Raw genomic sequence first — 24012 nt, 5'->3', positions numbered from 1 at the left:
CATGTGAGTTACTGCATTAGTCATGCCACACACTAGAATGACTGTTTTTCAATGGCTTAGGCCGAAACGCCGCCGCAACAATCACCAACCCTTGGCAATATACGCCATCGAACGACGGATTTTCCACCATCTGCTCGGAGCTATCACCCTTGCGACGGGCCAACCGCTTCCCGCCTCGCGAACAAGGGGAACGCGCGGGTCAGAGCCATGCGCGGTGGATCGCGCCTGCCCGGATATTTCCAAAAACCAAAAGTAAAAGCTGCCGATGCTGCAAGCAGCCAAAGCATAGCCGCGCAACAAAAGACGATCGGTGTCGTCTTCCCATTTCAATGCCTAAACACAGAATACGACATATTCATGCACACACGATGACATATTGATTACCCTATTGCGAAATTCGTCCAACGAACGCCGGCTTTGTCGTCAAATTGTCACTGCCTGCTGCGAACAGGGATCGCATCGTCGTTCAACGGGATGCCCTTTCGATGGCAACGCAGATGAGTACCGCCAGCGTCACCAAGGCCTATGATCGCTGGTCGCCTGTCTATGACCTGGTCTTCGGCCCCGTCTTCAAGAAGGGGCGCTCCGCCGCCATCGTCGCCGCCGAACGCATCGGCGGCCGGATCATCGAGGTGGGTGTCGGCACCGGCATCTCGCTGCCCCAATATTCGCGCGAGAACCGGATCGTCGGCGTCGACCTGTCCGAGCCGATGCTCGACAAGGCGCGCGAGCGGGTGCGGAGCGGCAAGCTGACCCATGTCGAGCAGATCGCCTATGGCGATGCCGAGGCGCTGCAATTCGCTGACAACAGCTTCGATGTGGTGGTCGCGCAGTACGTCATCACCGCCGTGCCCAACCCGGAAAAGGCGCTCGACGAATTCGCGCGCATCTGTCGCCCGGGTGGCGAGATCGTCATCACCACGCGCGTCGGCGCTGGCGACGGACTTCGCGGCACGATCGAAAAGACGCTGATGCCGATCACCAGCCGCTTAGGCTTCCGAACCGACTTCCCGTTCGAACGCTACACCGACTGGGCGGCGACGCGCGGCGATGTGGAGCTGGTCGAAAGCCGCCCCCTGCCCCCGCTCGGCCATTTCTCGCTGGTCCGCTTCGCCAAGCGTCAGCCTTCCCTCCAAGGACATGTGCAATGACTGGTTTCCGCGCACAGCTCGCCGAACAGCGGTGGGACGATCATCGCTATTACCACCACAGCCTGGTTAACCAGAGCCTGCACTTCGTCAGCGCCTGCACCTTCCTGACCGCCTATGTGCTGCTGTTCATCGACCCGGCGGTCGCCAGCCTGCTCGCCTGGGGCGTCGCGATGACCAGCCGCCAGGCCGGGCATTTCTTCTTCGAGCCCAAGGGCTATGACCATGTGAACAAGGCGACGCATGAGCATAAGGAAGAGATCAAGGTCGGCTACAACTTGGCACGCAAATATGTGCTGATGGGCATCTGGGGCGCGATCCCGCTCGTGCTGCTGGTCCAGCCGACGCTGTTCGGCACGCTGGAATATCCGGACGGCTTCATGGGCTATCTGCGCCATGTCGGCATCGGCTGGCTGGGCCTGGGCGTCAGTGCGATCTTCGTGCGCGTGATGCAGCTCTGGGTCGCGCGCGATCTGGAAACCGGCCTGGTCTGGGCGACCAAGATCGTCACCGACCCGTTCAACGACTTCAAGATGTACAAGAGCGCACCCCGCCGCCTGATGAAGGGCGAGCGGATGGATCATCATGACGTCGATGACTTCGAGGATTTGAAGGCGGCGTAATCGTCGTCGCTTTTAAGCAGGGCGGTGGTTCCTAACGGAACCGCCGCCCTGTTTTATATTCAGCCCTCTCGTCTGGCCGTTCCCCTCGCGCAGGCGGGAGGGGATGGGGGAGGGCATGCCACGAGCTACGGTCTCTCGGTGAGACGCCATGCCCTCCCCACACCCCTCCCGCCTGCGGGAGGGGCTTGAGAAGGAGCGAGAGGGGCTTACTTCCCCCGCCCCAGCCGCACCGCCAGCGACTCCTTCAATATCCGCCGCCGGATCGCCTTGTTCGCCGCCTTCAGGTCGCTCGGCGCATCCGGCGAGGTCCACCACCAGCCATCGTCACGCATCTGTTGTCCCGCTGCAACGAAGCGGTCGCAAATATCGGCGAACAGGGTGTCGTCGATGTCGAGGCTGAAGATCAGTCGCCCGGTCCCGACCCAGCTCAACGCCAGACCTTCCGCCCGGAGATAATATTGCAGCATCCAGTTATAGGGCGAGGCGACCGAATAGAGGATGGTCCAGATCGTCTGGACGTGCGCGACCGAGAGCGGCAGCCCCGCCTCCGCCATCCGCGCATTGAACATCGCGGCGCGGGCATTCCAGCGTTCGTCCAATCCGTCGTAAAGCGCCGCCACCTCGGGCGTCTCCAGCCGTCGCAGGAAGGCGTTCATCGCGCCCATCACCATGGGATGCGAATTGAACGTACCGCGCGCGAAGCAGATGTCGACGGGCCGATCCTCGCGCCAGCGCTTCATCAGATGCGCCGGGCCGCACAGCACGCCGACCGGCAGGCCGCCGCCCAGCGTCTTGCCATAGGTGATGAGGTCGGGCGTCACCCCGAAATATTCCGGCATCCCGCCCTTGGCGAGGCGGAAGCCCATGAACACCTCGTCGAAGATCAGGACGATGCCGTTCGCGCGGCAGGTCTCGGCCAAGCGGTGCAGCCAGTCGCGATAGGCGGCCAGATCGGCCCCCGCCTTGCGCCCGCCATCGACCAGCTGGCCGTCCGACGGCGCCGAACCATTGGGGTGCATCGCCTGGAGCGGGTTGACCAGCACGCAGGCAATATCCTTGCGCGTCGCCAGCACCTTCAGCGTCCTTTCCGACATGTCGGCCAGGGTCAGCGTCCGGTCGGCGGGCACGGGGTTGCCGATGCCCGGCTGCACATCGCCCCACCAGCCATGATAGGCGCCCGCGAAACGCACCAGCCGGGGCCGCTTGGTGTGATAGCGGGCGAGACGCACCGCCTGCATCACCGCCTCGGTACCCGACATGTGGAAGGACACCTCGTCCATGCCCGACAGCGCAGTCAGGCGGCGGACGTTATCGGCGACGACCGGGTGGAAGGAGCCCAGCACCCCGCCCAGATCGGCGACCATCGCCGCCCCCTCGGCCATGGTCTGTTTGTAGAAGTCGTTGCCGAACAGGTTGACGCCGTAGGAGCCGGTGAGGTCGATCAGGCGGTTGCCGTCCAGGTCGACCAGGATCGGCCCCTCCGACCGCTCGTAAAAGGCGCCGGTCGCCAGCGTCGTGCGCACCTTCTCGCGGAACTGGAACGGCACGCGATAGGCGCCGGTGAATTGCAGGTCGGACAGGCCGGATCGCGTCTCGCGGGTCAGCGCCAGCGTCTTGGCATATCGCTCGGCGAAGAGCGCGCCCAGTCGCTCGAACCCCGCGCGGCGCTGGGCGGCGACGGCGTCCGGCGCATCGTCGACACGAAAGAAGCGATCCTCGCCATAGGTGTAGAACGGAATCTGCCCGGCGATGCGCTTGGCCATGCGGACATGGCCGCCCAGTCCCGGATGCTTGGCGCGCGACAGGGTCAGGCGGCGATGGCCCTTCGTCAGGGCGACCGCACCGGCGGAAACGGCCAGCAGGCCAGTGAGAATCGGGTTCATGCGGCCTTTGACCGCGTGCCCATGACGGAGGCATGACAATGCGTGGACCCATCATGCGGTTCTTCCTGAACGAGGACATTAATTTCCTCGTCACCAACCGCTTGCCGCGCCGGTTTGCCACGCAACTGGTGGGCCGGATCGCCCGGATCGAACATCCGCTGATCGCCAGGCCCAGCCTGGGCTTGTGGAAATTCTTCGCGGGCGTCGACCTGTCGGACGCGCGCACCACGCGCTTCAAATCCCTGCGCGACGGCTTCATCCGCGCGCTCCGCGACGGCGCGCGCGAGTTCGACAGCGATCCCGAAACGATCGCCAGCCCTTGCGACGCGCTGGTCGGCGCGCATGGCCGGATCGAGGACGACCGGCTCTATCAGATAAAGGGCTTTCCCTATCGCCTGGGCGACCTGATCCCCGATCCCGATCTGGTCGAGCGCTATCGCAACGGGTCCTTCGTCACCCTGCGGCTGACGGCGGGCATGTATCACCGTTTCCACGCGCCGACCGATATCGTCGTTCAGAGCGTGACCTATCTCTCGGGCGACTGCTGGAATGTGAACCCGATCGCGCTGAAGCGAGTCGAGCGGCTCTTCTGCCGCAACGAGCGCGCGGTGATCGAGGCGCGGACCCTGATGTCGGGTCAGCCGCTGCTGATCGTGCCGGTCGCCGCGATCCTGGTCGCCAGCATCCGCCTCCACTGCCTCGATACCGTCCAGAACCTGCGGGACCATGGCCCCGGCCGCACCGAATGTTCGGCGCGGATCGGCAAGGGCGAGGAAATGGGGTGGTTCGAACATGGCTCGACCATCATCCTGTTCCTGACGCCGGACATGCGGCTGGCCGACACGCTGGTCGAGGGGCAGGCGATCCGCGCGGGCGACGTGATCGGACGCCTTTCCTAAAGTCGCTATACCCCGGGGACTTACAGGGTTAACCTTCGCCCCGGACCCGCAGGAGAGCGACATGGCAGGAGGCTTCGAACTCAGCATCGAACGACGCATCGACGCGCCGGTCGAGCAGGTGTGGCGCGTGATGACCGAGCGGTTCGAGCAGTGGTTCTGCCCCGCCCCCTGGCGCGCCGAGGCCCGGACGCTGGAATGGCGTGCCGGGGGCCGCAGCCTGATCGTGATGCACGGCCCGAATGGCGAGGCGATGCCGAATGAGGGCATGATCCTCGCCTTCGAGCCGAACCGCCGCTTCGTGATGACCGACGCCTTTACCGGCGACTGGTGCCCGGCAGGCCCCTTCATGGTCGGCCTGTTCGAGGTCGCTGCGGACGGCGATGCCACCCTCTATCGCGGCACCGCCCGCCATTGGACCCGCGAGGCGATGGAGCAGCACCGCGCGATGGGCTTCGAGGGCGGCTGGGGCGCGGCGGCGGATCAGTTGAAGGCGCTGGCGGAGGCCTAGCCGGCGGACGGGATCAGAATTCCGACCAGTCCCCATGGTCGACCGCCACGGCCGCCTGCGACGAACGGGCGACGACACGCGGCGCGGCACGCGCGACGCGGGCCTGCAACTGGTGGACGGGCGCGGGACCGGCGCGATCCGGTACCGCCCGGCTGGCCATGCCGTCATCGGGCAGGCGGAAGCGGCTGACCTGCTGGGTCATCGTCGCGGTCTCCTGGGACAGGCTGCGCGCCGCCGCCGTCGCCTGTTCGACCATGGCCGCATTCTGCTGGGTCACCCCGTCCATCTCGGAGACGGCGATGTTCACCTGCTGCAGCCCGTTCGCCTGTTGCGCCGCCGTCGCGGCGATGCCCGACACGATGGTGTTGATCTCGCCGATCCGCCCGGTGATGCGATTGAGCGCCTGGCCCGCCTGTTCGACCAGCTGCACCCCGGCATCCACCTGCTGGGTCGATGCCGTGATCCGTTCCTTGACGTCCTTGGCCGCATCGGCCGAGCGCTGGGCGAGCGCGCGCACTTCGGAGGCGACGACCGCGAACCCCTTGCCCGCATCGCCCGCCCGCGCCGCCTCGACGCCGGCATTCAGCGCCAGGAGGTTGGTCTGGAAGGCGATACCATCGATCACGCCGATGATCTCGCTGATCTCGCTCGACGAGCGTTCGATGCCATGCATCGCCGCAACCGCATCGCGCACCACATCGGCGGAACGGTCCGCATCGCTGCGCGTCTCGGTGACCACGTCGTTGGCACGCTTGGCATTTTCGGCCGTCGCGCGGACCGTCTCGGTGATCTCATGCATCGCTGCGGCGGTTTCCTCCAGGCTCGCGGCCTGCTGCTCGGTCCGGCGCGCCAGATCGTCCGACGCCTCGCGGATGTCGCTGGTCCCGTGGCTGATCCCGTGCGCGCTGGCATTCACCGCGACCAGGGTGGCGGACACCGCCTCCATGGCTTGGTTGAAGTCGTGCTTGAGCTTCTCGAACGGTCCGGTCAGTTCCGTCTCGATCCGCGCGGTCAGGTCGCCCTGCGCCAGCGCATCCAGGCCGCTGCCGATGCTGCTGACGATCAGCTGCGTCTGCTCGGCCTTGGCCTGTTCTGCGGCTGCCAGCTGGTCGCGAAAGGCGACCATCGCCTCGGCCAGCTGCCCGACCTCGTCACGACGCGGATCGACCGCCAGCTGGGCATTCAGATCGCCCGCCGCCAACCGCCGCATCGCGTTGGTCATCGCCGCCAGCGGATTGGCGATAGCCCGGACCAGCGCCATCAGCAGATAGCCGGTGAGGGCGAGCACGAGCACCGCAATCGCGATCGAGGCATTGCGCGACCAGATATAATTCTGGGTCGCCTCGTTCATCTCCTTGTCCATCAGGGCGACCTGAATGTCGCTCATGATGGCAGCGTCCTTGTTCGCCGTATCAAAGATGCGCTTGCTTGCCCGAAAATTGGCCGTGGCCTCGGCGTTCAGGTTCCGGCTGCCAAGATCGACCGTCTTGCGGGACATTTGTTCGTACATGGCCCAATGTTCGCGAAACGTACGAAACTGCGCGATCGCCTTGGGCGCGGTCAGGCTGCGATCGAGAAACGCTTCGGTTTTGGCGATCGTTTTCGACCGTTCGTCCAGGTCGCGGAGGGCCATATTGATCTGATCGGGCTCGGCGAACAGAATGATCGACGCCTCATAGACGCGATAATCCGATGTCGCGGTGTTGATCAGCGAAATCGCGACCAGCTTGTCCCGGCGGGTCCGCCCAAGATTTTCCGCCACGCTATTGAGGTGCTGCTGACTCATGATCGAGAGCATCATCGTCACGATAAGCGCTGCGGTCAGGACGCCGAACGCCACGAACAGTTTATTGCTGATCTTCAGATTTTTCATCGTCGAACACCCCGAGAGTAAGGGTGTTGTGACAGCGACGTCTTAAGATCGCATTTCCTGAAGAGATTATAATTTGAATTATCGAGGCGTAGTTTGGGGAGCGCCCCGATCGCCGCAGAGGACTTTTACGTCGCCAGCCCTCTGCATGGTGACCCCGACTGGATTCGAACCAGTGGCCCTCAGATTAGGAATCTGATGCTCTATCCTGCTGAGCTACGGGGCCCCATGCGCGGGCGGTGATACTCGGGACGCGGCATGGGGTCCAGAGCGGATGGCGGCTCAGTTGGTCAGCTTGGGCGGCACCACCGGGAATGGCAGCGGCGCGACGGGCACGCCCTCCTCGACCAGCGCCTTGGCCTCGGCCAGGCTGGCCTGGCCATGGATCGGCGCGGGCGGTGCGTCGCCTTCGTGCATGGCGCGGGCCTTGTCGGCAAAGGCGGTGCCGACCCAGGTCGATTTTTCCAGCATCTTCGCCTGCGCCTGGGCCAGATGTTCCAGCGCGGCCTTCATGGCCTGGGGGCTGGGTCCATCGGGCTTGCTGTTGCCCTTGGCCGCGATCTGCGGGGCCATCACCGCCTTTTCAATCTGCCGGTCGCCGCAGAGCGGGCATTCGACCTGCCCGCCCTCGCGCTGTTCGGCATAGGCGGCGGACGAGGCGAACCAGGCCTCGAACACATGGCCGGTGGCGCAGCGCAGGTCGAAGACGATCATGCGATCACCACGGGCGGGATCGCCCGGCGGTGGCGAATCGCGGGCAGGCGCGCCCGCACCGCCGCCACCTCGGCCGGGTCGATGGTGGCGAGGCCCAGCCCGGCCGCCTCGCCCATGTCGAGCAGTACTTCGCCCCAAGGTCCCACGACCAGCGAATGGCCATAGGTGGCCCGGCTGTCCTGATGCTCGCCGGTCTGCGCCGCGGCGACCAGATGCACGCCCGCCTCGATCGCGCGGGCGCGCAGCAGGATGTGCCAATGCGCCGCCCCCGTCGGCCGGGTGAAGGCGGCAGGGACCGACAAAAGCGTTGCCCCCGCCTCGGTCAGCGCCGCGAACAGCGCGGGGAAGCGCAGGTCGTAGCAGATGGCCAGGCCCAGCCGCCCGACCGGCGTATCGACCACCACCGCCTGCTCTCCGCACGCATAGGAGGCGGATTCGCGCCAGCTTTCGCCGCTGGGCAGGTCGACGTCGAACAGGTGCATCTTGTCGTAGCGTGCGCGGACCTCGCCGCGATCGTCGATCACATAGCCGCGATTGGCGAGCCGCCCGTCCGCCGCCCGCACCGCCAGCGAGCCGAGATGGACCCAAAGGCCATGGCTTGCCGCCGCCGCCCGGACACGCGCCAGCACGGGGTCTTGGTCCTCGGCCACCAGATGCGGTGCGGCGCGCGTCCGGTCGCGATCGATCAGGCCCGACATCTCCGGCGTGAAGAGCATCGTCGCCCCCCGCGCCGCCGCGTCGGCCACGGCCTGCTCCAACACGTCCGCATTGGCGGCGGGGTCGATCCCCGCCGTCATCTGCAGCACCGCGATGGCTGTCATGCCGAGAGGAGCGGGTCGAGCCCTCCCCGCTTGTCGAGCGCGGCCAGGTCGTCTGAGCCGCCGATATGCTGGCCGTCGATAAAGACCTGCGGCACGGTGGTGCGCCCGCTCGCCCGCTCGATCATCTCGGCGCGCTGGGGACCCCCCATGGTGATGTCATATTCCACGGGCTCGACGCCCTTGGAGGCGAGCAGCGCCTTGGCCCGAGTGCAATAGGGGCAGAACGCCTTGGTGTAGATTTCGACCTTTGCCATGCCCCTCAGGTGTGGCGCGTGAGGCCGCTTGTCAATCGTCTGGGCCGCCGCCGTCATGGTCGATCACCCGCGCCCAACACAGGATCGCGACCGACATAGCCCCTGCAGCGAGCAGCGCACGGACACAGGCACCCGCCGTCGCACCGGTCGTATAGACATCGTCGACCAGCACCACCCGCCGCCCCTTCACCGCCGCCGGATCGGCCACGCGAAAGGCGCGCGTCACCGCGGCGCGGCGCTGGCGCGGGGACAGGCCACGCAATAGCGGCGTGGCGCGCACCCGTTGCAAGGCATCGCGCGCCAGCGTCACGCCGGTCCGCCGGGCGATGCCCTCACCGATCAGCACCGACTGGTTGAACCCACGCCGCCACAAGCGCCAGCGATGGAGCGGAACCGGGACGAGCAACTCCGCATCCGGCGGCAGGCGGCGCGTCATCGGCCCGGCCATGGTCTCCGCCACGCCGATCCGCCCGCCATGCTTCAACCGGATCGGCAATTGCCGCGCGATCGGGCCGTAAGCGACCGCCGCATGGATACCCGCATGACGCGGCGGCTCGGCAAGACAGGGGCCGCAGCATGTCTGTCCGACGTGGTCCCCGCCCAAAGGCATCCCGCACCTCGCGCATCCCGCATCGTCCAGAAACCGCAACTGCCCCCAACATGCGGCGCAAAAACGGTGATCCGCCTCGACCGGCTCGGCACAGCCCGGACAGCGCGGGGGCAAGGCCCAGCGGACCGCCCAGGCGAGAACGGCCCTCGCCCGCCCCACCGCAAATCCCGGCCATTTCATGCGGGCCCCCATCGGCTTTGTCTTGTCCCCGATCGTGCGAGCGCGCACAAGCGCGGGCGTGAGCAGCCCCACCATCTTCGACCGTCATGCCCGTCGCCTGCGTCGCGACCGGGCCCAGCCCGATTATGCCGAGCATGATTTCCTGCGCGCGGCGATGCTCGATGGCCTGGCCGAGCGGCTGGATGCGGTGACGCGGCCCTTTCGCGACATTCTCGACCTGGGCTGTTTCGATGGCGCATTCCTGCCCCCGCCCGGTGCGCGGGTCGCGCGGCTGGATCCCGGCTTCGCCTTCGCACGCGCGTCGGGCGGCGTTCAGGGCGACGAGGACCGCCTGCCCTTCGCCGATCGCAGCTTCGACCTGGTGGTCAGCGCCGGCGTGCTGGACCAGGTCGACGATCTGCCCGGCGCGCTGGCCCTGATCCGGCGTGTGCTGCGCCCCGACGGCCTGTTCCTGGGCGCCTTTGTCGGCGGCGGCTCGCTGCCCCGGCTGCGCGCCGCCTTGCGCGTGGCGGAGGCCGAGCGCCCGGTCGCGCGCCTGCATCCGCAGGTCGATGTCCGCTCGGCGGGCGACCTGCTGATGCGCGCGGGCTTCACCCTGCCGGTCGCGGACATCGAAACGCTGGACGTGCGCTATCGCGACTTCGGGCGGCTGCTGGGCGATCTGCGCGGCATGGCGGCGAACAACCTGCTGGCCGAGCGGCGGCCGATCACGCGCGAAGCACTGGCGATGGCGGCCTCGGCCTTTGCCGACATGGCCGATCCGGACGGGCGCGTGGCCGAGCAGTTCAACCTGGTCTTCCTGACCGGATGGGCGCCCGATCCGTCGCAGCCGTTGCCCGCCAAGCGCGGCAGCGCCACCGCGTCGCTGGCCGAGGCACTGCGTCCGAACCCCGATACGGGCGGCTGATCAACTGATGATCGCGCCGCCGCGATCGCCCGCCAGGATGCGGCCCATCGATTCGAACAGCTGATCCATGGCGACCGGCTTGACGATCACGTCGTCGGCCCCAGCGCTCAGGCAGCGTTCGCGCAGGTCGACGCCGCTGTCGGCGGTGACCACGATGATCGGCACCTCCGCCTTGGCATCGCCGCGGGCGCGAATGTGCCGGATGGCGGTGATGCCGTCCATGCCGGGCATCCGCAGGTCGATCAGGATCATGTGGTAATCGTCGCGGTCGATCATCTCCAGACCGATCTCCGCCGTTTCCGCCTCGGCCATGGCCGCGCCCGCGACATCCAGCATGTCGCGCACGACCCGCCGGTTCATGCGGTCGTCCTCGATGAAAAGGACGTTCATGAACATCCCTCTGACATCCCTGGTGCGTCGGCGTCTGTGGCGCGAATCATCATTCCGCCCTAACGATCATGCCGCTTGCGTTACAAGCGACGATGCGGCGCTTTGCGACGAGGCGTCGAACATCTCTCGGATCACCTCGGTCCCTGAGATCGGCTTGGCGAAGATTCGAACCAATCCGCCGGCGGGTAATTCGTTCCCGTCCAACGACTCCGTTTCCGGCCACAACAGATGGACGGGCACCGAAGCGCCCGCCGCCGCCGTGATGGCGCGCAGGGCAGCGCCGACGCCCGCGTCCCGGATCGCGCCGTCGTCGATCAACAGCTGCGCGACACCGCCCTCCTGCAACCGGGCAACGGCTTCGTCTGCATCGGCCGCAAAGAGGATGGCGGCATGGTCCACACACAATTTGGCCCACATGGCACGCCGGATCGGATTGCGCTCCAGGATCAGCACCGTGGGGCGTTCGGGCATCGCGGGCGCCTTCTGCTCGACCAGCGGCAGGCTCAGCGTGAAGCACGAGCCGCGTCCCGCCTCGCTCTCGACCGTCACGTCGCCGCCCATCGCCCGCGCCAGACGCCGACAGATGGCGAGACCCAGGCCGGTGCCGCCGAACTGCCGGGTGGTGCTGGTATCGGCCTGGCGGAAAGCCTCGAAAATCTCCTCCAGCTTTTCGGGTGCGATGCCGATGCCGCTGTCGGTCACGCTAAGCGACACGCCATCGGCCCGGCGCTCGGCGACCAGCCGCACCTCGCCCGCGCTGGTGAATTTCAACGCGTTGGACAGCAGGTTGAAGACGATCTGGCGGATGCGTGCCGAATCGCCGACGACCATCGCCGGGCAATCGGCCAGATCGCGGGCAAAGACGATTCCCTTGGCCGCCGCCTGATCCTCGAACAGGCGGGAGGCGTCGCGCACGGTCGCCGCCAGGTCGAAGGGTTCGTGTTCCAGCGTCAGGCGACCGTTTTCGATCTTGGCGACGTCGAGCAGATCGTCGACCAGCGCGCGCATCGTCAGTCCCGCGCCGTGCATGACCTCGACCCGCTCGCGCTGGTCGCCGGGCAGGTCCGCGTCGGCCAGCATGATCTGGGTCATCCCCAGAATGCCGTTCAGGGGCGTGCGGATTTCATGGCTGGTCGTCGCCAGGAACTCGGTCTTGACCGCCAGCGCCTTTTCCAGCTGGTCATTGGTCACGGCCAGTTCGCCATGCGCGGCGCGGATACGGTTGCGGCTGCGCCCCAAAGTGACCAGCCAGATACCCAGCAACGCGAGCACCACGACGATCGCGGCGACCGACCCGATCAGGATGATTCGCTCGGTCCGCAACTGCGCGCGCTCGAACGCGATATTGCGCTGCAGGTCGGCCGCCTTCATCCGCGCGATACGCAGTTCCTGATTGGCGAAGTCGAACCGTGCAGCCATCAGCGCGAGGCCGGTCGAGGTCGCCAGCCGCGTCGATTCGTCGTCGATGCGCTTCAGTGCCTCCAGATGGCGCAGCGCATCGCCGTCCCGGCCGACCGCCTTGTAGATCTGATAGGCGCTGCGATGCGCGTCGCGTTGCAACACGGTGGTCGTCGCGAGATCGACCCCGGCAAAACTCGCGTCGATCAGCCGCGCCGCCTCCGCCGGCCGTCCGCGCTGGAACATGGCCTGTGCCGCGATGCTGCGCAGGGCCCGAATATCCTCAAGGCCGGCCTGGGGATCGACGCGCCGCACTTCGGCGATCGTCGCCTCCGCCTCGTTCAACCGGCCCATGCTCAGCTGGGCGCGGGCGATGTTGCGCCCGATCACCGCCTGGAGCGCGGGGCTGTCCATCGTCCGGGCCAGACGCAGTGCCGCGCGAAACTGTACCAGCGCATCGGCGGTGCGCGCCATTTCGGTCAGCGTCAGCGCGCGGTTGTTCAGGATCGCCAGGCGAAAACTGTCGTCCCCGCGATAGGTGCCGCTCGCCTGCTCCAGATAGCGCAGGGCCGAGGCGAAGTCCTTGGCGTCGTTATACAGGTCGGCGATCTGGACCAGCGCCTTGGCCTGCCCGCGCGGATCGTTCAGCTGCTGAAAGACGCGGTGCGCCGACTGATAGGCGTTGAGCGCATCGGCGATCCTGCCATCGGCCCGGTCCAGCCCGCCCTTGGACAACAGGATATTGGCCACCAGGTCGGACCGTGGGGCCAGCGTCCGGGCGGTGGCCAGCGCCGCCGCGATCGCCCCCTTGGCTTCGTCGCTACGACCGATCCGGACCGCGCTCTCGCCGTGCAGCCAGTCGGCGGTCGCGAAGGCCAGCGCCCGCTCGCGTTCGTCGACAATGCCTCTTGCGGCCTCGCGGGCGGCCTGTGCGCTTTGCAGCGCCAGCGCGGGATCGCGCAACATGTCCGTCTTGGCCGCGTCGATCGCCCGCGAATAGGCGAGAGGCGGAACGGCCGCCGCCGCCCGGGACTCGGCGCCGGCCAGGACCAGGGCCAGGGCGATCAGCCCATATCTAACCGCGCGCATGTGCCACCAGCCGGGCGAAGGGCAACGGCTTGGCCAGCGCCGCGATACCCTGATGCTCCTGCTCGGTCAGGAAGGCGATCAGCGCCTCCAGGCCGATCGGACGGCTGATCAGATAGCCCTGGATCATGTCACACCCCATGACAGTGAGCAGCGCCAGGGTCGCCGGCGTCTCCACCCCCTCGGCCACGACCTCCATCTCCAGCGCATGGGCCAGGTCGATGGTCGAGCGAACGATCAGCGGATCACGGTTGGAGCTGGTCAACTGGGTGATGAACAGCTTGTCGATCTTCAACTCGCAGGCGGGCAGCTGCTTCAGATAGGAAAGCGACGACAGCCCGGCGCCATAATCGTCGATCGCCACCGCGATCCCCATGTCGACGAATAGCTGCAGGTTCGAAATCGCGCTTTCCGGATCGTGGATGACCGAGGTTTCGGTGATCTCGAAGCCGATCTTGGCCCCGCTGTCGCGCACGATCGCGCAGGCGTCGCGGACGAAATTCAGGTCGCCCAGCAACATGCCGGAGATATTGATGAAGATGCGCACGTCATGGCCGGCGGCGCTCAGCTGCCGCTGGTCGGCGATGACCCGGCGCAGGACCCAGAGCGTCAGCGGACCGATGATCCGCGATTCTTCGGCCACGGGAATGAACTCGATCGGGCTGATCATCCCGTGCACGGGATGCCGCCAGCGCAGCAGCGCCTCGACACTGGCGATCCGCTGCTGCCGGACATGGATCTTGGGCTGATATTCGACGAACAGGCCCTCGCGCTCGATCGCGCGGGTCAGTTCGTGCGACAGCGCGATACGGTCGAGCCGGTCGGACCGCGCCGCCAGTTCGCGCACGACCACCCGCGCCTCGACCTGTGCGTCGGCCAGGGCGTGTTCGGCCTCTTCGAGCAGGCGCATATCGTCGTCATGCGGCACGGCGGCGAGCGCCGCGCCCAGGATCGGCTCGATCCGGTATTCGCCATCGGGCAGCAGAAAGGGGTAACGCAGTGCCTCGCCCAGCGTGACGAGGTGCGCGTCCAGCACCTCGCGAGAGGGCGCGCGAATCATCACCTCGACCTGCGACGGCGTGGTCGGGCGCGCGACCGCATCGGGGATACATACCGCCACCCGCCCCGCGACCGCGTTGATCAATGTCGCGCAGACCGCATGGCCCAGATGGCGCCGCAAGACGGTGAAATTGCCCAGCCCCACCAGGACGAGCAACTGCCACTGCGCCTCGACCTCGGCCGCAGCGACCATAGCCGTCCGGCTATCGGACGCGATTCGAGAATGGCCGTTCGTCACCCTGCCAATTTAGGGGGCAGCCTTAAACAAGGTGTTAACCCCCTTTTCCGTCCCGTTGCAGTGGTTTGCCGGGGTCGGAGCGAGGAGCCAGGGCAGCATGTGCGGATAGTGGCCGCATCGAAGCCGTCATCGGAACGGGCCTAACGTATGCGAAATACCTGCCCATTGCACGTTGGTTAATAGCCTATTAACCATATTATCGCGTCGAAACCGGCGCTTATGAGGGAGAAAACCCATGCTGAAGTTCATTCTGGCGCTGATCTACGGCGAGTCGATCCGCCCCTGGTAATCCAAGTCGGATCATGGGGCGGCTGGCCAGGCCTGACCTGCCGGATCGCCCCATGATTTAGTCGGCTCGAACCCCGACGGCCTTTAGCGATACAGGTCGTCCGCCAGCCGCAGCATGAAGGCGGCGCCGCGCTCCATCTGCGCGATCTCGATATATTCGTCCGGCTGGTGCGCCTGGGCGATGGATCCCGGACCGCAAATGACGGTCGAAAAGCCCGCCCCCTGGAACTGCCCTGCCTCTGCGGCATAGGGCACCGCCCGCGCCGGGCCGTTATCCCCCGCCCAGGTCCTTGCCATCCGCTCCGCCACGCCGTCCGCCTCGGGCGCGAAGGACGGGGTGCGCGATCGCCGTTCGACTGCCACGCCGGCATTGGGAAAACGCGCGCGCAAATCGGCATCGGCCGCCGCACAAGCCGCGAAGAAGGGGGCGAGAATCTCTTCCGGCTCTTGCCCTGGCAGCGTGCGCAGATCAAAGGCGAAGCGACATTCGCGCGCCAGGATGTTGACCGCGGTGCCCCCGTTCATCTGGCCGATCGTCAACGTGGCATGATGCGGACAGAAGGGACCATGCGGATCGCCCTCCCCCGCCAGGCGATCCGCCAGGTCGGCCAGTTTCTGCATCAACCGCACCGCCACCATATTGGCCGAAGCGCCCAGATGGATCAGGCTGGAATGCGCCTCATGGCCGGTGACGGTCACGATCCAGGTCGCGATGCCCTTATGCCCGCTGACCACCACCATCTCGGTCGGCTCGCCCACCACGACGGCGGCCGGGCTGGGCAATTCCCGCGCGATCTCCGCAATCATCGACGGCGCGCCCAGGCACCCCACTTCCTCGTCATAGGAAAAGGCGAGGTGCAGCGGCCGGACGGCGCCGGTCCGCGCGACATGCGGGGCAAGCGCCAGCGACAGCGCCAGAAATCCCTTCATGTCGCAGGTGCCCCGCCCCAGCAGCCGGTCGCCGCGCCGGGTCAGCCGCCACGGATCGCTCGTCCAGGGCTGGCCATCGACCGGCACCACATCGCTATGCCCCGACAAGACGACACCGCCCGGCGCCATGGGGCCGATCGTCGCATAGAGATTGGCCTTGGTCCCCTCCGCATTGAACACCCGCCGCCCGGTCACGCCGATCTCGCCCAGATGCCGCTCGACATAGGCGATCAAGGCCAGGTTCGATTCGCGCGACGTGGTATCGATCGCGATCAGATCGGCCAGGATGGCGGTCGCATCGGCGGCGAGATGGTCGGGGGTCATGCCGCCATCCTGCCGGATGTTGCACTTTGATGAAACCCTGAAGCGGCGGCGAGACATTCCTCCCCGGCAAGGGGGAGGAATGACAAGGCATCAGAAATCCCGCGAGTAGCGCAAGGACGCCGCCGATCCGCCGAACGAACCCGTCTGGGTCAGCAGGCTGAGCGTCCTGGTCAGTGCGATCTGCAACTGGGTGGCGGTAAAGCCGCGCGCGTCGGTGACGATCTCCACATAGATATTGTCGGTGATGTACTTGCCCGCCGCCAGGCTGGTGCCCCGGCCGGTCGCCTCGTCGGCGCCCAGCACGCGCAGCCGGTCGAAACCGGTCGCCGAACGCAGCTTGCCCAGCGGGTTGAGCCCGCCACCGCCCGTTCCGCGTAGCGAATTGAGCGCGGCGGCCAGCTGGATCGCCTCGGTCGCCGACAGATTCTCCGGATTGGTGCCGAACAGCAGGCGGCTGAGCACCTCGTCCTGCGGCAGGGTGGGCGTGGACGTGAAGCTGATCTGCGGACGCTGGCCGGTCCCGGTGACGTTGATGACCGCGGTGATGCCGTCCGTCGTGGTCGTCGCCTGGATGTTGATGTCCGGATCGGTCAACGCGCCGCCCCGGAAGCGGATCGTGCCGCGGTTCACGTCGAAACGCTTGCCCGCAAAGCTGTAGGTCCCGCGCACCAGGTCGAGCCCGCCATTGATCGTCGGCGCCGCACTGGTGCCGCCGATGCGCAGGTCCATCGACCATTCGGACTCCAGCCCCATGCCGGAGACGAACAGCTGATTGGGTGCCCGCACCCGCATATCCAGGCGGAACAGCCCCGGCGGCGGCGTGGGCGCGGGCCGGTCGGTCGGACGCGGGGTGCGGATCTCGCTGCGACGGCGCACGCCGGTCAGCTCGGGCACCTCCGCCTGGCCCTGACGGATGATCTGGTAGCGGGCGTTGGGCACGGTCAGGTCGCCCTGGATGAGCCCGCCGTCGCGGTTATGCGTCAGGCGGATCGTGCCGCTTGTCGTCGCGGCCAGCGCATCGCTATCGGCCAGTCGCGCATTGTTGAGCTGCGCGCGGATGTCGATCGGATAGCCGCTGTCCGCCGCCAGCCCGATCGTGCCCTGCGCCTGGACGGTCCCCTCGCCCGCCTTGGCCTGAAGCCGCGTGATCTCCAGCCGGTCGTTGTTGAACCGGCCCGCGATCTGCATGTTGCTCAGGCGGGTGCCATAGCTTTCATTGTCATAGGTCAGATTGTCGGCGCGGAGCAGCCCGTTCAGCTGCGGTGCGGATACCCGCCCGCCGAAATCGGCGGCGACCGCGATCGGCCCGCTCAACTGCTGGTTGGGAAGCGCGGCGAAGGAGAACAGCACCGCCGACGGGCCGTTATAGCGGAGGCCACCGGACAGCGGCGCCTGCATCAGCCGGTTGACCCAGCCGCCATTGCCCGGCGGCAGCGGGCGCAAGGACGCGACCATCCGGCCGACCACCATCTGCCCACGCCGGATCAGTGCGCGCGCCTCGCCGCCATCGGGGACCAGCCGCCCGGCAAAGACGATGTCCACCGTCTCCGACACCGCCGCCACGCCGGTCCGCCGGAAATTGGCGATGGTCAGCCGCGCCTCGGCCGCCGGGAAGCTGGCATCACGCGCCTGCGAGAAGTCGAGCGCGCCGCTCGCCTGGCCCGAAATGCCCAGATTGGGGACGAAGGCGTCGAGGATCGACAGCTGCAGCTTGTCGAGCCGCGTCTGCACCTTCAGGCCATTGCCATAGCTGCCCGCCATCAGCACCGATCCGCGACCGAAGTCGATCCGGGTTGGCGACAATTGCCACTCGCCCTTGGCATTCTGGATTCGCGCCGGATTGGCGGTGCGGAAGGGGATGCCGTTGGCCTGTCCCTTGGCCGCGACAAGATAGGCATTGGGCGCCAGCTGGGCGTTGAGCGCGATATTGAACGGGATGCTCGACGAACCCGTCAGCACCGCCTGCGCCGTGCCGCGACCGCCCATATAATTCACCTTGGCGCGCGACGACTGGATGACGACCTCGCCATAGCGCGTGTCGGCCAGCTGCGCGTCGGCCACGATCTGCGGCGCGTTGGGCAGCATGACGATGCTGGCGTTGACGATCGCGCGGCCGATGGTGAAGTCGACCGAACCCGGCACCCGCGCATTATAGGCACGCGCGGCGACATCCGCCCGCTGGTTGCCGCCCTGGTCGGCCAGCTGGACGCGGCCGTTAATCCCCTGCCCCGCGAACTGCAGCGCGCCCGCGAACGGTCCCGCCGCCGTCTGCACGACACGGCCGGTCGCGTTGATGCCCGCGAACACCAGGCTGCGCAGATCGACCGCCAGCTGCCGCCCGGTGCTGACCAGCACATTGGCGGTGAAGGGACCGTAATTCGTATCGCCGCTGGCGTTGACGGCATAGGCGCCGTTCCGCCCGACGACCTTTGCCTGAAGGTTGCTCAGGCCGACGCCGACGCCAGGCTTTGCCGCGCGCAACACGACGACCGGATTGGTCTGCGACCCCCTCACCCGCGCGGTGATCGGGCCATATTGGTTAGAATAGGCATCCGCCTCGACCGCCAGCGCGCCATTGGCGGGATTGTAGCGCCCCCGCCCGCGCGTCACGCGGAATTGCGGCGCGGCGAGGCGCAGGCCGCTGAAGGTCACGATGCCTTCGGGGCTATATTCCACATCGGCGCGCACGATCGCATTGCCGCCCAGGAAATTGCGCGCGCCGCTGTTGAATATCTGCTGCGTCCGCGCGACCACCCGGCCCTTCATCCCGAAGCCGGTCGGCGTCGCGACCAGATTGGCGTCGGTGGTCAGGTTGATGATGCCGATGCTTTCGACCCGGTAATTGTTCACCCGGCCCTTCAGCGCGCCGGTGTAGCGCCCGGTCTTCAGGTTCGCGACGACCACGGCTGTCGCGTCGATATTGTCCGACCGGATACGCAGATTGTCCGACAGGATGTTGGGCATGGCGATCGCGAAATCACCCTGGATCGCGACATTGTTGGTCAGCCCACCCACGGCGGCGTTCAGCCCGGCGATCCGCCTCGCCCGCGCCTTGACCGGCACCAGGATACGGTCGGCATTCACCTTGGCCAGACCCTCGGCATAGAGATTCTCGACCGAGGTCTCGCCAAAGCCCAGCGCCGCCGCACGCAGCTTGTAGTCGACGGTCGGCGTGGCGAAGGCGCCGTTCAGCACCACACGCGCCAGCACGTCGCGACCGCGCAGGTTCGGCGCGATGGCGCCGGGCGTCAGCAGCTTGGCATCGACCGCAAAATTGCCGAACCGGCTGTTCGCCAGATCGAGCAGACCACCCGCATCCACCATCAGCGCCGAGGAGCGCAGTTTCATCCGCGTATCGGCCTGACGCTCGTTCAGCGTCGTGTCGATCGCCACCTGCAAAGCGGGCACGGTCAGCCGCTCGACCGGGCCTTCCAGATACAGGCCCGGCCGGGTGAGGCCGCGAATCTCGATATGCCCGTCGCGCGCGGTGCCGGTCAGATTGGCGAGTTCGCCGCCGCCCAGCGTCGCGACGGCACGCCCGTTCCAGGCCTTCCATCCGCCACGCCCGTCGACCGACAGGGTCAGCGGCGCCTTCAGCCCCGCCATGGTCGCCACCACGCCGCCGGTCGGCGCGGTCAGCTTCACGTCCACCGCCAGCCGGTCGGCATCGGGCACCGCGTCGAGGACGAGGCGCAGGCGATCGCCGCCAGCGATACCGGGTCCACGCAGTGCATCGGCGCTGGCCGTCACCTGCGCGCGGCGGTCGGCGATATGCACCTTGCCGTCGATCGCCAGCACATGGCGCTGCCCCGTCACCGGCGCGCCGATGACGAAACGCTTCAGGGTCAGCCGGTTGACGTCGATGTCGAGATCGGGGAGCAGCGGCGCATTGGGGTCGCTGGGCGTCGGCTTCAACTCGGGCCGCCGCGCCAGGGTGACGAGGTCGGCGTTCAGCGAGCGCACGTCGATATGGTTGCGCGTATAGGCAAAGGGGCGCCAGTCGACGTCCAGGCGCGGGCTCGACAGGAACACGCCCTTGGGATCGCTGACCCGCAGGTCCACCAGGCGCATCCGGCCATAGAGCGAACCCTCGATCCGCCCGACCTTGATGTTCAGGCCCGAGGCGGTGGTATAGCCGCCCAGCTCGTCCGCGACAAAACGGCGGCCGGGATCGGTGTTGATGCCCAGCAGGATCGCCCCGACCAGCAGGATCAGGCCCAGGATCGTGACCCCGATCCACTTCAACACGCGCTGCCACAGCGGGCGGCGCACAGTGACGATCTCGGGCTCGGGCGTCATGGTCTGTTCGTCCGCCATCAGAAGGCCTGCCCGATCGAGATATAGAGGGCGATCTTGCCGTCGCCCGGACGCCGGTTCAGCGGGGTCGCGACGTCCACGCGCAGCGGCCCGAAATTGGTGTAGAAGCGCCCGCCGATGCCGGCGCCGAAGCGCAGATCCTGGCCGGTCGGCAGGGTGCTGGCATAGCTGTTGCCCGCATCGACGAACGGCACGATGCCGAAATTGCCGAAGCGGTAGCGCGCCTCGATCGAAAATTCGTTCAGGCTTCGCCCGCCGACCGGATTGCCCTGCGGATCGAACGGCCCCAGCCGCTGATAGCCATAGCCGCGCACCGATCCGCCGCCGCCGCCATAATAGCGCCGGGACGGGGCCAGATCGTCGCGGTCGACACCGAAGATCGATCCCGCCCGCGCGCGTCCCGCGATCACCAGGCTGTCGTTGAAGGGATAATAGAAAGTCCCCTCGATCATCGTACGGACATAGGGCTGCACCGCGCCCTCCACCGACGTCTCGGGGCTGAGATTCAGTTTCAGGCGATAACCACGCGTCGGGTTGAGCAGATCGTTCGACTGGTCGAACACCACCTGCCCCGGAATGGCGGCGATACCATAGGTCCGCCGCACCCGCTCACCGCGCGCGAAATCATAGACGCTCTCGTTGGTGCCGGTCAGCTCGCCGCCAAAGGCATAGGTGAATTTCTTCTGCCAGATCGGCGTCGAGTCATAGCTCCAGCGGAAGGCGACCATGCCGATGAACGCGTCGAACGCGTCGTAATTCTGGTGGCTGGCCGAGGCGATGACCTGGAAGGTCCGGTCGCGCCGCCCGGCGTTCGAGCGGCGGAAGGTGCCGCTGAGCCCCTGTTCCTGCGTGCCCGCGATGACCGAGGCGATGATCGCCCCCTCGGGCTTGAAGGCGTTGCGGTTGGTGAAGCTGCCCTGCAGCCGCACGCCCTGCCCGGTCGAATAGCCGCCCTCGCCCGACAGGGTACGGCTGGGCCCCTTGGTCTGCGTCACCTGCAGGTCGATCTGCTCGGTGCCGTCGGGGTTCATCCGACCGGTCTGCTTCGGCTCGACCGCGATGCCGTTGAACAGACCCGTCGCGACCAGCGCGTTGCGCAGATCGTCGGTCAGCCGCGAGTCGTAGAGCTGGCCCTCCTGGAAGCGCGGGAAGACATTCAGGTGATCGAGATCGAACACCTGGTCTCCGGTCGTGGTCAGCTTGCCGAAGGACGAGCGCGGCCCCGTATCGACCGGCAGCGTATAGGCGCCCACCGGATCAGGCCCTTGATCCTCCAGCAGGATGTCGCGCTGCCCGACCTTGACGAAGGGATAGCCGCGCTGCGGCAGGACCAGGCTGACATTCGCCTCGGCCCCCTCGACCCGCGCCGCCTCGATCGGGTCGCCGACCTTGAGCGGCAGGTTCTTGCGGATAAGGTCGGTCGGCACGGTCGGCTGGGACTGGATGGTGATCGACGACAGGCGATAGAGCCGCCCCGGCGTCGCGGTCAGCACGACCTTCAAACGGCCGGCCTCGCCCTCGCCCGCCCCTTCGCGCTGAAGCGCCGAGATCGCGGTGGCGTCGTAATAGCCGAGCGACTTCATCAGCCGGATCGCCAACTGCTCGTCCTCATGGGCACGGGCCGAGACCTGGGTCGCATTGGCCGCCTTGCCTTTGCCTTCGCGCAGCGCCGACAACCCCTTGAACTCGTCGTCCAGGTTCAGCTCCGCCAGGCCGCGCACCTCCATGTCGTACCGGATTTCCGGCGCGCGCTGGCCCTGCGTATCGGCGGCGGTGTCGAGCGGTGCGGAATCGAAACCGGCGAGCGGTGTCAGCGGCTGGGCGAGCTGCGGGTCCTCGGGCGCGATGGCACCGATCGCGTCGCCGGTCGCCAGCGGCTGGGCGGTCTGCGCACCCGGCAGCGGCGGCGCCGTTTGCGGGGTCGGGATGGTCTGGGCAGCGGGCTGCCCCTTCTCCATCGACGACATGGGCTCCAGCGGCGCGTTGATGTCGCCGCTCAAGGGCGGCAGTGCGGCGTTGAACTCCGCATCGGGGACGATGGGCGCGTTGCCCTGCGGATCGGTGGTGCCGTCGCGCTGTCCCTCGGGCACGCTGGGCCCCTGCGCGGGCGCGGTGCCCGGCTTCGACAATTGCGCCGAGACGGGCGACGAGAACAGGGTGGGGGCGATCAGCGCGAACGCAAGCCAAGTATGTCTGCCGATCCGTTCCGCCACGCCGTCAAAAGCCCCTTTCCGACAGGGCTCTTCCGCTATTCGGAACGACCCCCCAACGATCCGCCAACGCCGCAAGGCCAGAGTAGGTTCCCTTTTCGGATCAACGCGATGCCGGAGCGCACCCGACGAGCCCCCCGACCGGCACGACGATTTCGTCCTGATTTCCGCGTGCTAGGCGAAGTGTGGCGTCCGATACGATCGCCCCGTCCTGCAGCGTTTCGCGCTGGGTGATCGTCATGTCCAGCGTCGCGATGACGCCGTCCCCGGCATAGCGGGTCGTGCTCGCCAGCCCCAGCGGCCCCACGCCCCCGGCCTCGGCGGCGGGCAGGTCGGTCGGCTTGCCGTCCAGCATCACGCGCAACCGGCCGGGTTCGACCATCGCGACGAACCGCTGGTCCTGCACCGCCCACAGATAGGCGGCGCAGCCCCGCTCCGGCAAAGTCTGCTTGGGCAAGGTTCCCGGCACGGGCGCTGCGGCGGCCTGCACCAGCGCGACGATGGACACGATCATCATGCCGCCCATCCTATCATCAACACCCAGGCCGGATAAGCCGCCAGCGCCAGGAGCAGGCCGAGCGGGACCATGTCCTGCCCGCTCGCCCGGCGGCCTAGCAGGTGTCGGATCACGACGAAGCCCAGCCCGATCATACAGGCCGCCAGCAGCACACCCGGCAGCATCCGCCAACCCAGCCACAGGCCGATCGCCCCCATCAGCTTGGGATCGCCGGCACCCATGCCGTCGCGTCCACGCCACCAGCGATAGCCCGCAGCGATCCCCCAGAGCCCGCCGAAACCGACCAGTCCACCAACGATCCGCTCGTCCAGCAGCGGCGCATGGCCCATCAAGCCGGTCAGCAGCCCCGCCCCCGCGAGCCAGGCCGTCAGCCGATCGGGCAACCACAGGGCGAGCGCGTCCAAGGCCCCCAGCGCCAGCAGCGACCAACCGAACAGCGCGCCGGTCCAGCCGTCCGGCCCGTCGATCCAACCGGCCGAAGCGCCGATCGCCACCGCCAGCGCTTCGATCCGCACATGCACCGGGTCGATCGGCTGGCGGCACCGCGCGCAGCGACCGCGCAGCGCGACGAAGCTGAGGATCGGCACCAGCTCCCACGCCCGCAGCGTCTTGCCGCAATGGTCGCACTCCGACCGTCCCGCCAGCACGGACCGGTCGCCAAGCCAGCGCAGCACCAGCGCGGCGACGAACGACCCGACGATCGCCCCCGCCAGCCCATAGATCGCGGCCCATACCGCCGATGCCGCCCCGAACGCCATGACCGGGCCTCTAGCCCCTTTGCGAAGGGCAGGCAAAAGGCGTAAGGCCGCTTCAAAATCAAAAGATTGGAGAGCGTGCC

19 protein-coding genes and 1 tRNA gene are annotated in these 24012 nt (G+C 67.3%); 5 read left to right on the top strand and 15 right to left on the bottom strand.

What is annotated here, in order from left to right:
* Nucleotides 1–485 precede the first annotated feature (485 nt).
* Both QZ546_RS03110 and QZ546_RS03105 read left to right on the top strand, forming a co-directional pair.
* Nucleotides 486–1151, top strand: a complete 666-nt coding sequence (locus QZ546_RS03110; protein WP_294234527.1) for a methyltransferase domain-containing protein — start codon at nt 486–488, stop codon at nt 1149–1151.
* Nucleotides 1148–1771 (top strand): hypothetical protein, encoded by a 624-nt coding sequence (locus tag QZ546_RS03105; RefSeq protein ID WP_058746769.1) that lies wholly within the window; start codon nt 1148–1150, stop codon nt 1769–1771. The genes QZ546_RS03110 and QZ546_RS03105 overlap by 4 nt, the downstream gene beginning before the upstream one ends.
* Before the next feature lie 206 nt (nt 1772–1977).
* On the opposite strand, the gene QZ546_RS03100 is transcribed toward QZ546_RS03105, so the two are convergent.
* Complete coding sequence (locus tag QZ546_RS03100) at nt 1978–3654, bottom strand: aminotransferase class III-fold pyridoxal phosphate-dependent enzyme (protein ID WP_294234509.1); 1677 nt, start codon at nt 3652–3654, stop codon at nt 1978–1980.
* Nucleotides 3655–3692: 38 nt separating this feature from the next.
* Here QZ546_RS03100 and asd point away from each other — a divergent pair, with 38 nt between their 5' ends.
* Nucleotides 3693–4553, top strand: coding sequence for an archaetidylserine decarboxylase (gene asd / locus QZ546_RS03095; RefSeq protein ID WP_294234506.1), 861 nt, complete (start codon nt 3693–3695; stop codon nt 4551–4553).
* Between the two features lie 61 nt (nt 4554–4614).
* Entirely contained in the window at nt 4615–5061 is a 447-nt protein-coding gene (locus QZ546_RS03090) for an SRPBCC domain-containing protein (protein ID WP_294234504.1), read from the top strand.
* A 13-nt stretch (nt 5062–5074) separates the two neighbouring features.
* Here QZ546_RS03090 and QZ546_RS03085 read toward each other — a convergent pair whose 3' ends face one another.
* The 6 genes from QZ546_RS03085 to QZ546_RS03060 form a co-directional block, all read right to left on the bottom strand.
* Nucleotides 5075–6934 (bottom strand): methyl-accepting chemotaxis protein, encoded by a 1860-nt coding sequence (locus QZ546_RS03085; protein ID WP_294234502.1) that lies wholly within the window; start codon nt 6932–6934, stop codon nt 5075–5077.
* Between the two features lie 146 nt (nt 6935–7080).
* Nucleotides 7081–7157: transfer RNA gene (locus QZ546_RS03080), tRNA-Arg, on the bottom strand.
* 56 nt (nt 7158–7213) lie between these two features.
* A complete protein-coding gene (locus QZ546_RS03075; protein ID WP_294234498.1) occupies nt 7214–7645 on the bottom strand; it encodes a DUF1178 family protein in 432 nt (143 codons plus the stop codon).
* The gene (locus QZ546_RS03070; RefSeq protein WP_294234495.1) at nt 7642–8466 is read right to left on the bottom strand and encodes a carbon-nitrogen hydrolase family protein; all 825 of its coding nucleotides are present in this window, start codon (nt 8464–8466) and stop codon (nt 7642–7644) included. The genes QZ546_RS03075 and QZ546_RS03070 overlap by 4 nt, the downstream gene beginning before the upstream one ends.
* Nucleotides 8463–8720 (bottom strand): glutaredoxin 3, encoded by a 258-nt coding sequence (gene grxC, locus QZ546_RS03065; RefSeq protein ID WP_294234493.1) that lies wholly within the window; start codon nt 8718–8720, stop codon nt 8463–8465. The genes QZ546_RS03070 and grxC overlap by 4 nt, the downstream gene beginning before the upstream one ends.
* Before the next feature lie 31 nt (nt 8721–8751).
* Complete coding sequence (locus QZ546_RS03060; RefSeq protein WP_367113505.1) at nt 8752–9444, bottom strand: double zinc ribbon domain-containing protein; 693 nt, start codon at nt 9442–9444, stop codon at nt 8752–8754.
* Nucleotides 9445–9568: 124 nt separating this feature from the next.
* Between QZ546_RS03060 and QZ546_RS03055 the strand changes: the two genes are divergently transcribed.
* A complete protein-coding gene (locus QZ546_RS03055) occupies nt 9569–10417 on the top strand; it encodes a class I SAM-dependent methyltransferase (protein ID WP_294234486.1) in 849 nt (282 codons plus the stop codon).
* Here QZ546_RS03055 and QZ546_RS03050 read toward each other — a convergent pair whose 3' ends face one another.
* The 8 genes from QZ546_RS03050 to QZ546_RS03015 all read right to left on the bottom strand — a co-directional run bounded on the left by QZ546_RS03050 (nt 10418) and on the right by QZ546_RS03015 (nt 23932).
* Nucleotides 10418–10807 carry a response regulator gene (locus QZ546_RS03050; RefSeq protein ID WP_294234483.1) on the bottom strand — a complete coding sequence of 130 codons (390 nt, stop codon included), beginning with the start codon at nt 10805–10807 and terminating at the stop codon, nt 10418–10420.
* Nucleotides 10808–10873: 66 nt separating this feature from the next.
* Entirely contained in the window at nt 10874–13294 is a 2421-nt protein-coding gene (locus QZ546_RS03045; protein ID WP_294234480.1) for an ATP-binding protein, read from the bottom strand.
* The gene (locus QZ546_RS03040) at nt 13281–14543 is read right to left on the bottom strand and encodes an EAL domain-containing protein (RefSeq protein ID WP_294234477.1); all 1263 of its coding nucleotides are present in this window, start codon (nt 14541–14543) and stop codon (nt 13281–13283) included. The genes QZ546_RS03045 and QZ546_RS03040 overlap by 14 nt, the downstream gene beginning before the upstream one ends.
* A gap of 417 nt (nt 14544–14960) precedes the next feature.
* On the bottom strand, nt 14961–16130 hold the full coding sequence (argE, locus tag QZ546_RS03035; RefSeq protein WP_294234474.1) for an acetylornithine deacetylase: 1170 nt from the start codon (nt 16128–16130) through the stop codon (nt 14961–14963).
* A 90-nt stretch (nt 16131–16220) separates the two neighbouring features.
* Nucleotides 16221–20447 carry a translocation/assembly module TamB domain-containing protein gene (locus tag QZ546_RS03030; RefSeq protein WP_294234471.1) on the bottom strand — a complete coding sequence of 1409 codons (4227 nt, stop codon included), beginning with the start codon at nt 20445–20447 and terminating at the stop codon, nt 16221–16223.
* Complete coding sequence (locus QZ546_RS03025) at nt 20447–22660, bottom strand: autotransporter assembly complex family protein (protein WP_294234468.1); 2214 nt, start codon at nt 22658–22660, stop codon at nt 20447–20449. Before QZ546_RS03025 ends, QZ546_RS03030 begins: the two co-directional genes overlap by 1 nt.
* A 100-nt stretch (nt 22661–22760) precedes the next feature.
* Entirely contained in the window at nt 22761–23174 is a 414-nt protein-coding gene (locus QZ546_RS03020) for a hypothetical protein (protein ID WP_294234466.1), read from the bottom strand.
* Entirely contained in the window at nt 23171–23932 is a 762-nt protein-coding gene (locus QZ546_RS03015; RefSeq protein WP_294234464.1) for an A24 family peptidase, read from the bottom strand. The genes QZ546_RS03020 and QZ546_RS03015 overlap by 4 nt, the downstream gene beginning before the upstream one ends.
* Nucleotides 23933–24012: the final 80 nt, after the last annotated feature.

The organism is uncultured Sphingomonas sp. (assembly GCF_913062585.1).
Classification (GTDB): domain Bacteria; phylum Pseudomonadota; class Alphaproteobacteria; order Sphingomonadales; family Sphingomonadaceae; genus Sphingomonas.
This window is presented reverse-complemented; position numbering and strand designations above follow the sequence as displayed.